Origin of the sequence: Pandoraea sp. SD6-2 (genome assembly GCF_000389825.1) — a bacterium.
Taxonomy (GTDB): Bacteria; Pseudomonadota; Gammaproteobacteria; order Burkholderiales; family Burkholderiaceae; genus Pandoraea; species Pandoraea communis.
Genome location: NZ_KB944434.1, coordinates 193658 through 208978, shown reverse-complemented (window position 1 = coordinate 208978; position 15321 = coordinate 193658). Strand labels below are relative to the sequence as shown.

The following is a 15321-nucleotide window of genomic DNA, read 5'->3' as shown; positions in this document are numbered from 1 at the left end:
ATCGTGAAATCATCAATTTTAGCCGAGCGGATATGCGTCGAGTTTCCCATATACGAGAACTCACATCGGTCGCTAAAGAAGTCCGTATTAAATCTGACAACGGGGGGGCGAATTGCTCAGGATGCCGGTAGGCACACGGTCGTCAGGGCTCTTGACGATCTGAGTTTTCACTTCACGGATGGTGAGCGCGTTGGACTCATTGGTCACAACGGGGCGGGCAAGACCACATTACTGCGGGTGCTATCCGGTGTGTACGAGCCGGTGCGAGGGACGCTGCGAGTCCAGGGAAAGATTGCATCCTTACTGGACGTATCAATGGGGTTGGATCCCGACGCAACGGGTTTCGAGAACATTTATCTTCGCGGCATCCTTGATGGTTTGAAGCCGCAGAATATTCGAAAAAAGACGGATGAAATCGCGGATTTCAGCGAGCTCGGTGAGTATTTGAACCTCCCTGTGCGCACGTATTCTAGCGGAATGATGCTGCGACTCTCGTTCGCAATTTCGACGAGCATAGAGCCGGACATCCTGATCATGGACGAGTGGCTTAGCGTTGGTGACGCTGAATTCAACGCTAAGGCTGAACAGCGTTTAGAGGCGCTGGTCGGGAATTCATCGATTGTCGTCATCGCGACGCATGACATGTCTTTGATTGAACGGGTATGTACTCGACGAATCAACATTGAGCACGGAAGGATAACGTCCGACGAGCCAGTTGCTGCTCTTGCCGCAGGGGGCATGCCACAAGTTGACTATGAGCTTGATCATCTCTGATTTGAGGTCGGGAAACGGTCGTAGCATATGCGTGCAGATCATTCAATAATTCGCTACGGTGAGACGCTCCTTCAGCATCAACCATTCCGCACTCTGAAGCAGGCGATTGGTGCGTACGTGGCTTACCCGTTCGCTGAGCGGCTCGAAGGGCGTGATATCCGGTCGAAAATCTCAGAGTTGCGATCTCATTATGCGCTGCCATTCGGGCAGCGTCGGGAAATTGCAATTCGACGATTGACCGGCATTCTGCAGTTTGCCGGTAACTGTGTGCCCTACTACCGCGACTTGTTTCGCAAGACGAACTTTGATCCGATGAGCGTCCTGCGAGATGTACGTTACCTCGACGACTTGCCATTTCTGACTAAGGATGTCATTCGTGAGCAGGGAGATCGTTTACATTCTCGGCCGCTAAGAGACAGTCGATACCACGCTTGCAAAACTGGTGGATCTACGGGGTCATCTTGCACTATCTTCTATGATCAGGAAGCCGTCGACTATTCGTCTGCGGTTTCCAATTATGCGCGTCAGCGCATTGGCAAACACAAGCTACGCTCTGAGTTGCATTTCGCTTGTCGTTTTCCCGAGGATGAGCTGCCGAAATGGCCTTCGCGCGAAGACCTTAAGTGTTTCGCAATGAACCGAAGCAATATTTTTTTCAACCGCATCGACGATCAGGGGTTGGAGGAAATCTGGAGAACGCTTCTTCGACGCAAACCGTTTCTGGTGCAGGCTCACCCGTCGACGATATATGCACTGGCACAATACGTGGATCGAAAATATGGTGGCGGCTCGACGTTCGACGTGTTTGAGTCGAGCGGCGAGTTGTTAGCGCCGCATCAGCGCGAGATCATCAAGCGGGCGTTGCGTTGCCAAGTGATTAATCGTTACGGCCTCGCGGAACTTGGCGTCGTAGCATATGAGCTTGACGAATCCGACGTCGGGCTCCAGGTTCTCGAATCGGAATGCTGGCCGGAAAGTCGTCAGGCCGACGGGCAGGACAGCGGGGTGAGTGAGCTCGTCTTCACTGGATTCAGAAACCGCTTGATGCCCATGATTCGATACGCGACGGGAGACCTCGCTCGCATCGAACGTCGTGAGAGTGGCATTTTCCTGGCGGACGTCGTCGGGAGGATACACGATGTCGTTCCAATAAATGGCATATCGCATCCGACTCATCACATTCAGGATGTTCTCGATCATCGCGTGGGTGGCATACAAGAGTTTCAGATTGATCTGCGGACATCTCCGCCCACGTTGCGTATTGTGCTCGAACCCTGGGCCGATGAAGGCACGACTACGCGAAAGTTGACGCAATACTGGAGAGGCGCATTCACGATCTCGTATTGTGGCCATGATGAACTTCAGCGGGTAGGTCGTCGAGCCAAGTTTCGCCGCGTGGTGGCCCCATGATTGGCGTACTGTTCCCTGCACCATCGGCAGATGCCGGGCGGCTTGTAATCGCCGCTTTACGCCGCTCAGTCAGCGCCACCCAGGCTCATCGAATATCGCCGTGTCCTTCAGCATTGCGCGATAAGTCGATACTTGTCGCGGTCGACGCGCCCGACATGTGGGGCGACCTTTTGCTCCAATGGCTTGACGCTACGCCTGGCAAACTGCTGATATTCGGCCGCATACCGGCGTTACTCGCACAGCGTCTGGGTTGTGTCCGGACGTCATCCTGGCCTGAGTCGATGGCTAGCGCAGCGCGAAGCGCTCCAGCCATGTTGGGCGGTGCAAGTGAGAGTGGTGCGATAGTGCAGTACACGTCGCTGGCGGCCAGTCTCGGGGCAGACGATGAGTGGGTGCGCCCGTTCGAGAGATTCGATTTTGCCGACGAATGGAACAATTTGGGATTCGGTGCGATTCGCAGCGACAGATCAGTCTGGTCGGTTCAAGAGCCATTGGATGTTCCTACAGAGGCGCGACTTGCTTCCGTCCATATTGACGGAGCGCGCGCATATTCTTACGGCGGCTTGTGGGAGCTGGGTGAGGCAGGTTTGCTTTGGTTCAACCGATCAGTAGGGCCTTGCGATTCGTTCGAATGGCGCCTGATTGAAAATTTTCTGTCAGCGCATAGAGCAAGTCGACTTCCTTGCCAGCCCGTGCTGAGTGAGATTCCATGGGGCTACGATGCGGCCATCACTTCGCGCATGGATTGTGACGAATGTGTGGAATCGGTTCGGGCCCTTTGGCATGCGTATCAACGCCTCGGTATTCCTTTCTCGCTTGCGGTTCATACCTCGAACCTTAACAGTCCAGCGGATAGCAATGCTCTTCGCGAGCTGGCTTCCGACCGCTCCACCGCCATCTTGTCGCATTCGGCTACGCATGCCTCGAATTGGGGGGGGAGCTATGACGCTGCATTATCCGAGTGCATTGAGTCCAAGCAACGGATCGAGGCGATAACGGGGAGGCCTATCCGCTACGCAGTGTCGCCGTTTCATCAGAATCCGGCATATGCACTCGAAGCGCTGTCTGATGCCGGCTACGAGGGATGTGTGGGGGGCATCATTCGCAATGATCCGGAATTCCTGATCGCGCGTGGCGGCATGCTTGCAAATATGCCGAGTGGTTTTATCGGACATAGCCAGCAAACGATGTTCCACGGAGATTGCCTTTTGGCCGACGGCGATCCGCTTGAGACGTTCAAGCGAGCCTTCGACATTGCCTACCAATCCAAAACGTTGTTTGGGTACCTTGATCACCCATTTTCCAAACGTTATCAGTATGGCTGGTCGACCGAAGCAGAGCGTATCGATGCACACGAGCAATTGATAGCTTATATCTCGGCTCGCGCAAGCAAGCCGCTTTTCATGAACGAAGACGTCGCACTCGATTTTCTGCTTGCGAAATCGAAGACCAATGTGACGGAAGACGAGGGCAAGTTTCGGGTGCAGGTGCCGCAGCAATGCCCGTCGTTTGATCGCTTGTCGCTCTCCGTCGAGTTCCGAGGTGAGCGTGTTGCCGTCGATTCATTGGCGCGGTGCATATGAAGGTATTGGTCGTCATGGGGACGCGCCCCGAAGTGATCAAACTCGCTCCGGTGATCGAAGCCATGCGAACGAAGATCGAAACTGTCGTTTGCACGAGCGGACAGCACCGAGAGATGCTTGTGCAGGCGCTGGATTTCTTCGGGATTGATCCGGACATTCGTTTGAGTACGATGAGTCCGGGGCAATCATTGAACATGCTGTCGGCGAAGCTGCTGACGGAAATGGATGGTGTGGTTGAACGTGTTCGTCCCGATTGGATTTTGGTGCACGGCGATACGACGACAGCGCTATGCACCGCATTGGCGGCGTTCCACAGAGGTATTGCCGTCGCACATTTAGAAGCTGGATTGCGTACCGGGGACATGGGGAATCCATTTCCCGAGGAGGCGAATCGGAGTCTGTTGGCCCGGATTGCCAGCAGGCATTTCGCGCCGACGGAACTGGCGCGTAAGAATTTACTGCGAGAGGGAACCGATGACGCGAGCATCGTTGTCACTGGAAATACAGTCGTCGATGCGATTTTTCAGACTCGACAGTTATGGGCGCAAGCGCCAGAGAGCCTCAGGTTACTCATGTGGAATTCGGCGAAACGGCCTCATGTTCTGATCACTTGTCATCGCCGTGAAAATCTCGGTGATACGTTAATCGGAATTTGCCAGGTACTTCGCAACTTGTGTCGTCGATATTCACAGTACCAGTGGGTGTTTCCCGTCCATCTCAATCCTGCGGTAGTTGGACCGGTGATGCGAGAGCTCCGTGATCTTCCGAATCTCGCCCTTATCGATCCGGTGGACTACGCTTCGAGCCTATATCTCATCAGCCAAAGTACGCTTGTGGTTAGCGATTCCGGGGGGATTCAAGAAGAGGCACCGACGTTTGGTGTGCCCGTCGTGGTGATGCGCGACCATACCGAGCGGTGCGAAGGTATTGAGGCAGGGTTTGCTTCCCTCGCGGGTCGGCATCCTAAAGGCATTGAGGCTGCGGTGATGTCTTGGCTAGATGATCCTGCGCGAAGGGCGATGCTGCACAATCATCCCAATCCCTACGGCGATGGACTTGCATCTGAGCGCGTCGTTGCCAGTCTGTTGGGGCAGACATTCGAGGTGTTCCGTGGTTAGTGCGGCCGACAATAGCCACGCTGTGGGGGATTGCATATTGTTTTCCACGGCGGATTGGGACGCCCCCTATCTGACGAACAAACAGCACACGGCCCGAACCTTAACTCGGTTGGGTTGGCGGGTGCTCTACATAGAAAGTCCGGGTCTGCGCCCGCCGAAGATTACGAGTGGTACCGACTGGGTGCGCACGTGGCGCCGACTTTGGCGGGGGCTGCGTTCCAACTTTATCGGGCCATGGCACTGCGCAAAGAACACTTGGGTAATTTCGCCGTTGATGTTCCCGTTTAAACATCATTGGCCAATTGTGCGGTTCTTCAACCAATCATTGCTAGGTTGGAGCATCGCACGCTTCGCGCGCAAGCAAGAACTCGTTGATCCCGTGATTTGGACATACCATCCATTCATGCTCGATTCTGTCGGACACCTACAGCATGGGCCGTTGGTCTATCACTGTGTCGATGATCTCGCCGCAGTTCCTGGCACTGACGCCGCAATGCTCAACGGAGCCGAGCAGGAGCTCCTTCGGGAGTGCGCGGTGGTCTTCACCACGACGATTCGTTTGCTCGAAAGATGTCTACCATTTAATGCCAACACGCACTATTTCGGTAATGTGGCCGACGTGGCCCATTTTAGGCAAGCACTGACATCGGGTAGGTTACCGGCCGATCTCGAGGTAATTCCCTGTCCGCGTCTCGTGTATCACGGCGTCCTGTCCGATTTTAAGTTGGATTTCTCGCTGATCTTGGCTGCGGTTAATAAGGCCCCGGCTTGGCAATGGATCTTTATTGGCGAAGAGCGCGAGGGACAGCGGAACGAAGTGATTTCCCAGTTGAGGGCGTATCCCAACGTGCACTTCATAGGCTACCGAAGCTATGAGGACTTGCCGTTGTACTTACGCGGAATGAGTGTCGGATTGCTCCCCACATCGTTGAACACCTACACGCAGGCAATGTTCCCGATGAAATTCTTCGAGTACTTGGCGGCGGGACTACCTGTCGTGTCCACGCCTCTCGATTTCATACGGGGGGGATTCGACGGCCTCGAAGTTGGTGGGACGCCGGATGAGTTTGTTGCTGCGATTGCGCGCCAGCTACACCGTGGGCGGTTGACTGCCGACGAATCAAGTGACTACGTTGGTGACAATACCTGGGATGCCCGCATTGCAAAAATGCTGGATTGCATTCGGCCGCTTCTTGCCGGCTTTGATCAGCCAGATGGATCGCCAGGAACTAGCAAGGGAATAGGAAATGAGTGAATCGAAGGTCCTTATCACGACCTATCCGACCGCGTTCCTGCACCGCGGTGGGGGGGAGTTGGAGCTGGTCGACTTGCTAGCCAATCTCAGACTACTTGAAGTCAAGGCTGATCTATACGGCCCTACTTCACAACCGCTCGACAGATACGACGTGGTGTTGCATTACTCCGTGATGCCGACCGGGATAGACTTCGTGCGCGCGGTAAAGGCTGCGGGCAAGAAGCTGGTGCTCATGCCGGGCTTATGGTGGACGGGCTCCCCAGGGGGCGATGAAAAATCGTGTACAGCTGAGTTCTTTGAGCTCGCTGATGTCATTGTGTTCAAGTCACGATCTGAGTACGAGAACGTGGCCGGGCATGTCATGCCGGCGGCATCTAAGGTCGTTTATTGTCGCTGGGGAGTGGATTCGTGCTTTGAAGAATCTGTCGACAGGCATCTGTTCAGAAAAACGCACAGGCTAGGCGACTATCTGCTTTCCCTCGGAATGGTCGAAGAGAGCAAAAATCAGCTGACGGCTATTCGCGCGTTGCGTGATTCCCAGATTCCCCTTGTTATCGTCGGCGACTACCGCGACCGTGACTACTACGAGGCGTGCGTTAAAGTGGCACCGTCGCATTTCAAGTTCCTACCGCACTTGGTGCCGAAGTCGGAAATGCTGCGTTCCGCCCTGCATGGGGCGAAAGCATTTATCGAAGTGTCGCTCGAGCCTCCGGGTTTTTCGTCATTCGAAGCGGCTCTTTCGTGCGTGCCGCTGGTTCTCTCCGCAGGTCCGTGGACGGCAGAGCATTTCGATTTTACGTTAGTGCATCATGTGGATCCGTTATCGACCGAATCCATTCGGGCCGGGGTGACTGCAGCCCTCAATACGCCAGTTTCTCGGCAGTTGAGGTGCAATGTCCACAACAGGCATCTGATGCCACAGTGTCTCGAGCCATTGGCTCGTGTGCTACGTGTTCGGCCCTGAGCTGCGATGAATCCTCACGCGGAGATGACAGTCATTCTTCTGGGGCATATGAGAGAAAAAAACGAATCCCAAACTTTTAGTTTTCGCGCGCATCGAACACTGGAAAGTGACGTTGTTGTTAGGAATGATGCTCTTCGTCACCTTGATGAGATGGGGGTTTTTGATCATATTCGTAAGTCATCTAAGCATCTCCTCGTCACGGATAAGAACGTAGAGAAACTATATCTGCGAAACGTACTTGAGGGTATTGAGCGCTCGGGGCGTTCTGTTCGTACGCTGGTCGTGCCCGCGAGCGAAAGCTCGAAGAGTTTCAATGTGTATTCAGGTTTGGTTGGGAAGGCACTGGACTATGGCTTTGACAAGCACTCGGTTATTTTCAGTCTTGGGGGAGGGGTTGTGAACAATCTCGCGGGCTTCCTGGCGTCGACGCTATACCGTGGGATTGGGCTCGTGCATTTCCCGACAAGTCTATTGTCACAGGTCGATGCAGCAATTGATTTCAAACAGGCGATCAACTTCGATCATGGCAAGAATTTGGTCGGAAGCTATTACCCTGCCTCCAAGATCATTGTTGACCCGCTGGTGTTGCGCACGCTTGACGTGCGCTTGATTCGCGACGGGCTCGCCGAGACGATAAAGCATGCGATCTGCCAGGATTCCCGATTCTTATCGTACCTAATGTCGCACAGCGAGCATCTGACGGACACGGTTTTTTTGTCAGAGGTCGTGACCAGGTCGATTGCGCTCAAACTTGAGGTCATGAGCGGTGATCTTGATTCTGACTATGACGAAACGCTGAAGCAATATGGTCACGCGATTGGGCATGCTATCGAGCACTTGTCAGATGGTGATGTCTACCACGGAGAGGCGATAGCAATCGGAATGTGTGTATCCGCTGAAGTGGCGCTACTACTGGGATTGTCGGATGAGGAAACCGTTGAGCGGCATTACGATGTATTTCGCCGAATTGGTTTGCCAACGTCAGTCCCGGATGCGCTCTCGCTTTCCGATCTTTGGGAAAAGATGCGTTACGACAAGCATTTTCTTGAGGGTAAAGCGTATATGGGGCTGGTGCGAACTGCTGGCGTGATGGCGCCGACTGACAACGGAAATTTCGGTCACTACGTCGAACAGTCGGTCATCTTTGACGCAATTGAGAGGAATCGGCGACATGGGCAGCGTGAGATTGTGTGTGTCTGCTAGTCACTCGATGCCGACCTTACCTATCGATACGTAATCTTGAAGACCATGCAGCATAGCTTTACAACAATTGCCGACTGGCGCCATCTGTCATCTGAGGTGGTGTTCGAGGCTCGTTTGGGAATGGGGTTTCATGGGCCATCGATTGCTCTTTGATGTGACCGAATTGACCCGGTTCGATAAGGGAACAGGGATTCAACGGGTGACACGAGCGTTGCTGCAGGCGCTCAGACAAGCCCCGCCACTTGGCTGGTATGTGGTTGCGGTGCGAGGGGATGCTCGGGTGGGGAGATATTTTGCGGTGACCTCATTTGACCAACCGCTGTGTGAGGTGAATCTTAATTCATCGAGCGACGTTGCAATTGAACCTGCCGCTGGAGACATATTCCTGAGTGTGGATCTCGCGTACAACATGACTCGATCGTTGCGCGACGAACTCAGCCGTTTTCGTTCATGCGGTGTCGGTATTTATTTCGTGATCCATGACCTAATTCCGCTGATGCATCCGGAGTGGTTCGAGGGCACGAATGCTTGGTTCGAAGGCAATGATTATCTGAAACTCTTCCGCTATTGGTTCGAATGCGTTGGCGAAGAGAGTGATGGACTGTTATGTATTTCCGCCGAGGTTCGCAATGACGTCGAGGCGTGGCTGGCAACGCATCCGCCTAAACGTCGCATCCCGCCCAGGCTGGACTATTTTCATTTGGGTTCGGATATCGCTGAGAGTCGCCCATCATCCGGTTTGCCTTGCGACGCAGTCGACGTGTTGAGTCGCATTAAGTCATCAACAACATTCTTAATGGTGGGGACTTTGGAGCCGCGTAAAGGGCACGAAATTGCGCTTGATGCGATGGAGGGGTTCTGGGCACAAGGCGAGGATGTCAGGCTGGTATTTGTCGGTAGGCAAGGGTGGCGAATGGAGCACCTGATTGAGCGTATCAGGAGTCATCCACGATTAGGTACGCAGTTGTTCTGGTTGGATGGTATTAGCGACGAATATCTTTGTCAGGTGTATATGGCTTCGTCCGCAATGCTTGCCCTTTCGTTGGCTGAGGGGTTCGGCTTGCCATTGGTGGAGGCTGCCCACTATCGGCTTCCACTAATCGTTCGCGATATCCCCGTGTTTCGCGAAGTTTGCGGCGAGGCGGCAACCTACTTCCAGGAATCGTCGGCGGGAGAGCTTCAAGGTCTGCTTCGCCGGTGGTTGACGGATAGAGACACTGGCCGGTGCACTTATCCTGACCAGATGCGAGTGCTCTCATGGCGAGATTCCGCGAGGCAATTGATGTCAGCGCTCGGGAGAATGCATGGCGACGAGTTTTTCTGGATCGGGGAGCAGCGATGAGCAAACGCGTTTTAGTTACGGGAGCTAGTCGTGGCATAGGTTTTGCGATTGCCGAGACACTGGCTGAAAAAGGATACGTGCTGGATTTGCTCACGAGCTGTGACGTATCAGCGAATGATCTGCGAGAGAAAGCAATTGCGCGGCAACCAGGGGCTCGCGTCCACGCACTAGATCTCGCAGACGTGAGCGCGGTCAAAGTGTTCGCGAGAGCATGGAAAGGCGAGCTATGGGGCATCGTGAACAACGCTGGTATATGTAGGACGTTGGGGTTACTCGAATCTGGTGATGACCCATTGGATGATGTGTTGTTGACTAATCTAACTGCACCCTATCTCTTGACAAAAGGTCTAATGCCACATGTCTCTCGCCCCGGTCGCATCGTCAACATTGCATCGCAGCTTGGTCATGAAGGACGGGCTGGGTATTCCGCATATTGCGCGTCGAAATTTGGCTTGATCGGCATGACGAAATGCTGGGCAAAGGAGCTGGGGGATCAAGGTGTTACGGTTAATGCCGTGTGTCCCGGCTGGGTCGGAACAGAGATGTCGATGAAGGACGTTGCTCGTATGGCGGCAAAGCGTGGCGCGACCGTTGAGCGATTTTATCGGGACATTTGCGCCCCGCTTGAGTTGAAACGGTTTAACACCCCGACTGAGGTGGCAAATCTAGTGGCATTCATATTGTCCGAAGAGGCATCAGGCATAACGGGGCGTGACTGGTTGATGCATACGGTTTGGAACCAGGGTTGATGTCGAAATGAAAGTTCGGCGGTAAATGGGAAGAGGTTTATGAACGTTTTGTTCTACAGCTATCCATGGGCGATGGATGTCCCCGGCGGAGGTGAGCGACAAATGTCCGCTTACGCTCACCATCTTTCTCGCTTTGGGGTGCATGTTAGCTTTTACGACATGTGGCGACCATTGCTGGAAAAACACCATATTTTCCACGTATTTTCCGTAATGCCGAGCGTACTCGATATGTGTGCATACGCGAAGATGAATGGTAGAAAACTCGTGGTTAGTCCCAATTTTTGGGCGACGCGCGAAACTAGGAAAAACTACTCAGATTGTATTTGGGACATTTTGGAACTCGCAGATCGGGTGATTGTGAATTCCGACTTGGAGGGAGACGCGTTGAGCGACGTGTATGGAATGGCTCGCGAGAAATTTTACACGGTGCGTAATGGGGCGGATGCCGAGTTTTTGATCAAATCAGACCCCCAAATATTTCGAAACAAGTTTTCGATTGATGGGCCGTATGTACTCAACGTCGCGAATATCGAGCCGAGAAAGAACCAACTTGAGTTCATCAAATTACTTCGCTCGGAGCGTCCCGACCTGACAATGGTGATTGTCGGTGGAGTACGGGACAAAGTTTATGCGGAAGCTTGTGCCGATGCGGGAGAGGGGAGGCTGCGTATTGTCGACACGTTGCCGTACGCGTCTGAAGACCTACGTTCGGCAATCGCGGGTTGTGAATTTTTTGCAATGCCGAGTTTGCTGGAAACACCAAGCATAGCAGCGATCGAAGCGGCCGTGGCCGGTGCGAAGATATTGTTGACTCGAGTCGGATCGACTACCGAATATTTTGGTGGCTCAGTTACCTGGATTGACCCAGGGTCATCTGACTCAATTAAGGCGGGGATACGAGCGGTAAGTTCGGCAACGGCAGAGCATTCAACTTGGGTTGCACGTGACCATTTGCTTTGGCCTCAGGTTATACCGTCATTGGTGCAGTGTTACCAGTCGTTGATTTGATTTTTTATGAATTTTTGAGAGATAAAGTGAAAATTCTCATCGACATTCAGGGGGGGCAATCGGCCAGTCGGCTTCGTGGGATCGGTCGATTTTCACTAGCATTCTCGAAAGCGTTGATTCGAAATCGTGGCGAGCATTCTGTCAAGGTTCTTCTTAATGGATTGTATCCAGAAGTAGTTGAGGATATGTGTCAACTTTTTCTCGGTGAGATTTCTTCCGAAGATATTCTAGTCTTTGAGGCAGAAGGCCCCGTGGCCGAGTCGGATGTTTCAAATTTCGGCCGTGCTCGGATCGCAGAACTTGCACGTGAGAGATTCATAAAAAAACTTAATCCGGATGCCTTGATAATTACTAGCCTTTTTGAAGGGTTTGATGATGATGCAATCACGTCTGTTGGTCTGTTGGGCGATGGACCATTTACGTCCGTTGTGCTGCACGATCTGATTCCATATCTGAATCCGGATCCGGATTGGCCGTCGCATTACAAGCACTATTACGATCTCAAAATCGCGTCTCTCAAGCGAGCGGACCTATTGCTATCCGTATCCGACTATGCGAGGCGGGAGTGCGCGGGCGCATTTCCGGAGTTGGGCAGCCGCGTTGTCAACATATCAGCCGCTTGCGACGATATTTTTTCTCCGATTGAGTATGAGCGCGGCGAGCTGGATGCGTTACTGAAAAAGTTCGATATCGATCGACCTTTCGTAATGTCGGTCGGGAGCCTGGAGAGGCGAAAGAACTTGGCACAGTTGGTGCGAGCCTTCGGTGCAATGCCGGAGGGACTTCGGAGAGAGCGGTTGGTTGTATTGGTCGGTTCGGCTGAATCGGAGAAGATCGAGGAAATGCGGCGTGTTGCTTCCGAGGCCGGGTTAGACCCTCATCAACTGCGGGTATTGAACCATGTTGGTGACGGAGATCTCGCGGGGCTCTACCGAGCTTGCGAACTCTTCGTATTTCCCTCACTCCACGAGGGGTTCGGATTACCACCGCTTGAGGCAATGGTGAGCGGTGCTGTAGTGCTTGGAGCCAATCGGGCTAGCCTCCCGGAGGTTATCGGGCATGATGACGCAATGTTTGATCCGACATCGGTGCCACAGTTACGGGATCTGATGATCCGTGCACTGACAGATCAGGATTTTCGTACAGTGCTGCGCCGGCATGGGGAGAAACGATCGGCGGCGTTTTCTTGGGACCAGACGGCACAGCGTGCGATTCACGCACTTGAACTCGGTGTTGCGTATAGAAATAGGTGCTCGACCCGTTACGTCCCATCGACTACTGTAGAAGCTAAGCCACGCTTGGCCGTTGTTTCTCCTGTGCCACCGGAGAAGACGGGCATTGCAGACTATGTCGCTGAGCTTCTGCCAGTTTTGCGAAAGACATACGACATCACGGTAATTTCTGATCAAAAATTCGCTGATTGCTCGGTGCTTGGAGGAGACATTGAGATTCGAACTGTCGCATGGTTCGAAGACAATGGTGCGTTTTTCGACCGAGTCGTATATCAGGTCGGTAATTCGCCGTTCCACGCTCATATGCTAGACCTGATGAGGCGAATACCTGGTGTAGTGGTGTTGCACGATTTCTTCATCAGCAGCCTGATCTTCTGGATGGATGAAAGTGGTTATGAGAAGGGGGCGGCGGACAAGGTACTAGAAAGATCACATGGATATGGTGCGCTCGAATTCCTTTCGAATAATGGAGGCCATGCGGCAAAGCTAAATTGGCCGTGTAACTACGACATATTCTTGAGCTCACTTGGCATTATTGCTCATTCTGATTACTGCAGGGAACTTGCTCATAAGTTCTATGGGGCCGAATTTGCACGGAAAGTCCATGTGATTCCTCATCATCGGACTGAGGCTTCGCCGAAACATCGATTTGATACGCGGCGCCAATTGGGATTCGACGAGGACGATTTCATCGTGTGCTCGTTCGGTTTTATGGATTGCTCGAAACTCAATCACACGCTCCTGGATGCGTGGCATCGCTCGAGTCTTGCTGGGAATCCTCGCTGTAAGTTGGTTTTCGTCGGGGGTAAGGAGGGATCTGACTATGGTCGCTACCTTGATGAGACGATCGCAAGCATTGATGGGGAGGAGCGAATTCAAGTCACGGGTTTCGTGGAGCGAGAGACTTTCATCGAGTATCTCTCGATTGCAGATTGTGCTGTGCAATTGCGTGCCGTTTCGCGAGGTGAGACGTCCGGCACTGTGCTTGATTGCATGGCTCACGGCGTGCCACTCATCATTAACGCGCACGGTCCAATGAACGACTGGCCAAGCGATGTTCTGGTCAAGCTCGCAGACAAGTTCGCTCTCGACGATTTGATCGATGCTCTAGAGCGCTTGTGGGGGGACGAAGTGTTGCGCCAGCAATTGGCGGTGCGAGCGCGGGCGTATGTCCTAGAGCAGCACGATCCCCGCAAGACAGCGGAAGAATATGCGAGGGTGATAGAAGAGGTAGTGCAATCCGTTTCGCTCCAGTCAATGAAACAAGCGACGCTACGTTTTTGGGGGCAGTTCGAGAAAGGTCCGAGAGCACTGGCAGATGATGTTGCAGAGAAGGCGGCTGATCTTATTTTCGAACCCGTAAAGCGATGTCTTTATCTTGATGTGTCGGCAACAACGCGCAATGATTTGAGGACTGGCATCGAACGTGTCGCGAGGGCGTTATTGCGTGAGCTGCTTGTGTCGCCACCTCCAGGGTTTAATGTGGTGCCTGTCGCTTTGGCGGAGGAGGCTGGGCGTTGGCGGGTTCGGCGAGCTCGGAGGTACCTTGCGTCGCAGGAAGGTTACGGGTTGGTACCGCCGCTGGATGATGTTGTTGTTCCTGCGCAAGGGGACGTATTGGTTGCACTCGATTTGTTCCCGGGCGGGGTGATTGCGGCAGACAAATGTGGTCTGTATCGGTACTGGCGAGAGTGTGGCGCAACGGTGGGTTTCATGATTCATGACCTGTTGCCGATTACTCACCCGGAGTTCTTTCCTCCGTTCGCTGACGGAACCCATCAGGCGTGGATGGAAGCAGTTTGTGCGAGCGCAGATGTTCTGGTGTGCATCTCCGAAGACGTCAGGAGGGAGGTTGCAGACTGGATGGCGGAAAATTTGAGCGGGCCCGCTCCTTTACCTCGCTTACTGGTATCAGGTCACGGCGCGGATATCATGTCCTCGTTTGCTACAGAGGGGCTTTCCGCCGAGGATGAAATGATCCTCGAATTTTTTGCAAAGCGCCCAACGTTTTTGATGGTAGGAACTGTCGAACCGCGAAAGGGGTACCTGCAGGTGCTTGAAGGTTTTGAGCGGCTATGGCGGCGAGGATTAGATGTGAATCTCGTCATTGTAGGTTCGGAAGGATGGAGGTCGGTCGTGTCTGAAGACAGGGGGACGATACCCGAAACGGTAGAGCGAATTAGAAATTGTTCGGAACTGGGGCGCCGTTTATTTTGGCTCCAAGGAATTAGCGATCAACATCTAAATCGCGTCTATGACGTTGCATCATGTTTGATAGCAGCTTCCGAATGCGAAGGCTACGGTCTACCTTTGATTGAGGCGGCACAGCACAATTTACCGATTATCGCTCGTGATATTCGGGTGTTCCGTGACCTTGCGGAGGGGGGCGCGTTCTATTTCAGTGGCGTGCTGCCCGAAGATGTCGAAGTGGCCGTAAAAGGCTGGCTAGACATGTCCGCGGATAACTTGGCTTCCGACTCCCAAGTCATCAAATGGGAAACATGGGCGCAAAGCGCTTACCGGCTCGGCCGTTTAGTGACGATGGAGGCCCATCGGCATTAGGCGAGTTTGCAAGAATGCATGGGTACTTGCCTCGGGCAACCATCTGGGACGAGTACATTCACGGTTCCCTCATTGACTGCTACTGCTCGTCAGGTGATGTTTGCAAATCCTGCCCGCGCCT

Annotated in this window: 11 protein-coding genes; all 11 read left to right on the top strand. The window is 53.4% G+C overall.

The window, feature by feature from the left end:
* The 11 genes from C266_RS09655 (at window position 1) to C266_RS09605 (ending at window position 15200) form a co-directional block, all read left to right on the top strand.
* Window positions 1-774 (top strand): ABC transporter ATP-binding protein, encoded by a 774-nt coding sequence (locus C266_RS09655; protein ID WP_144265774.1) that lies wholly within the window; start codon window positions 1-3, stop codon window positions 772-774.
* 27 nt (window positions 775-801) lie between these two features.
* A complete protein-coding gene (locus C266_RS09650; protein WP_010808289.1) occupies window positions 802-2184 on the top strand; it encodes a phenylacetate--CoA ligase family protein in 1383 nt (460 codons plus the stop codon).
* Window positions 2181-3767 (top strand): polysaccharide deacetylase family protein, encoded by a 1587-nt coding sequence (locus C266_RS09645; RefSeq protein ID WP_036662318.1) that lies wholly within the window; start codon window positions 2181-2183, stop codon window positions 3765-3767. The genes C266_RS09650 and C266_RS09645 overlap by 4 nt, the downstream gene beginning before the upstream one ends.
* Window positions 3764-4885: a non-hydrolyzing UDP-N-acetylglucosamine 2-epimerase gene (wecB, locus tag C266_RS09640; protein ID WP_010808291.1), complete on the top strand. Its 1122-nt coding sequence runs from the start codon at window positions 3764-3766 to the stop codon at window positions 4883-4885. Before C266_RS09645 ends, wecB begins: the two co-directional genes overlap by 4 nt.
* 403 nt (window positions 4886-5288) lie before the next feature.
* On the top strand, window positions 5289-6140 hold the full coding sequence (locus C266_RS09635) for a glycosyltransferase (RefSeq protein WP_371257058.1): 852 nt from the start codon (window positions 5289-5291) through the stop codon (window positions 6138-6140).
* Complete coding sequence (locus C266_RS09630; protein ID WP_010808293.1) at window positions 6133-7104, top strand: mannosyltransferase B; 972 nt, start codon at window positions 6133-6135, stop codon at window positions 7102-7104. The genes C266_RS09635 and C266_RS09630 overlap by 8 nt, the downstream gene beginning before the upstream one ends.
* A gap of 24 nt (window positions 7105-7128) precedes the next feature.
* A complete protein-coding gene (locus C266_RS09625) occupies window positions 7129-8307 on the top strand; it encodes a 2-deoxy-scyllo-inosose synthase (RefSeq protein WP_010808294.1) in 1179 nt (392 codons plus the stop codon).
* Between the two features lie 130 nt (window positions 8308-8437).
* The gene (locus C266_RS09620) at window positions 8438-9649 is read left to right on the top strand and encodes a glycosyltransferase family 1 protein (protein ID WP_010808295.1); all 1212 of its coding nucleotides are present in this window, start codon (window positions 8438-8440) and stop codon (window positions 9647-9649) included.
* Entirely contained in the window at window positions 9646-10398 is a 753-nt protein-coding gene (locus C266_RS09615; RefSeq protein WP_036662314.1) for an SDR family NAD(P)-dependent oxidoreductase, read from the top strand. The genes C266_RS09620 and C266_RS09615 overlap by 4 nt, the downstream gene beginning before the upstream one ends.
* Window positions 10399-10437: 39 nt before the next feature.
* Window positions 10438-11406 carry a glycosyltransferase gene (locus C266_RS09610; protein WP_010808297.1) on the top strand — a complete coding sequence of 323 codons (969 nt, stop codon included), beginning with the start codon at window positions 10438-10440 and terminating at the stop codon, window positions 11404-11406.
* Window positions 11355-15200: a glycosyltransferase gene (locus tag C266_RS09605; protein WP_144265769.1), complete on the top strand. Its 3846-nt coding sequence runs from the start codon at window positions 11355-11357 to the stop codon at window positions 15198-15200. The genes C266_RS09610 and C266_RS09605 overlap by 52 nt, the downstream gene beginning before the upstream one ends.
* The last annotated feature ends 121 nt before the right edge of the window (window positions 15201-15321 follow it).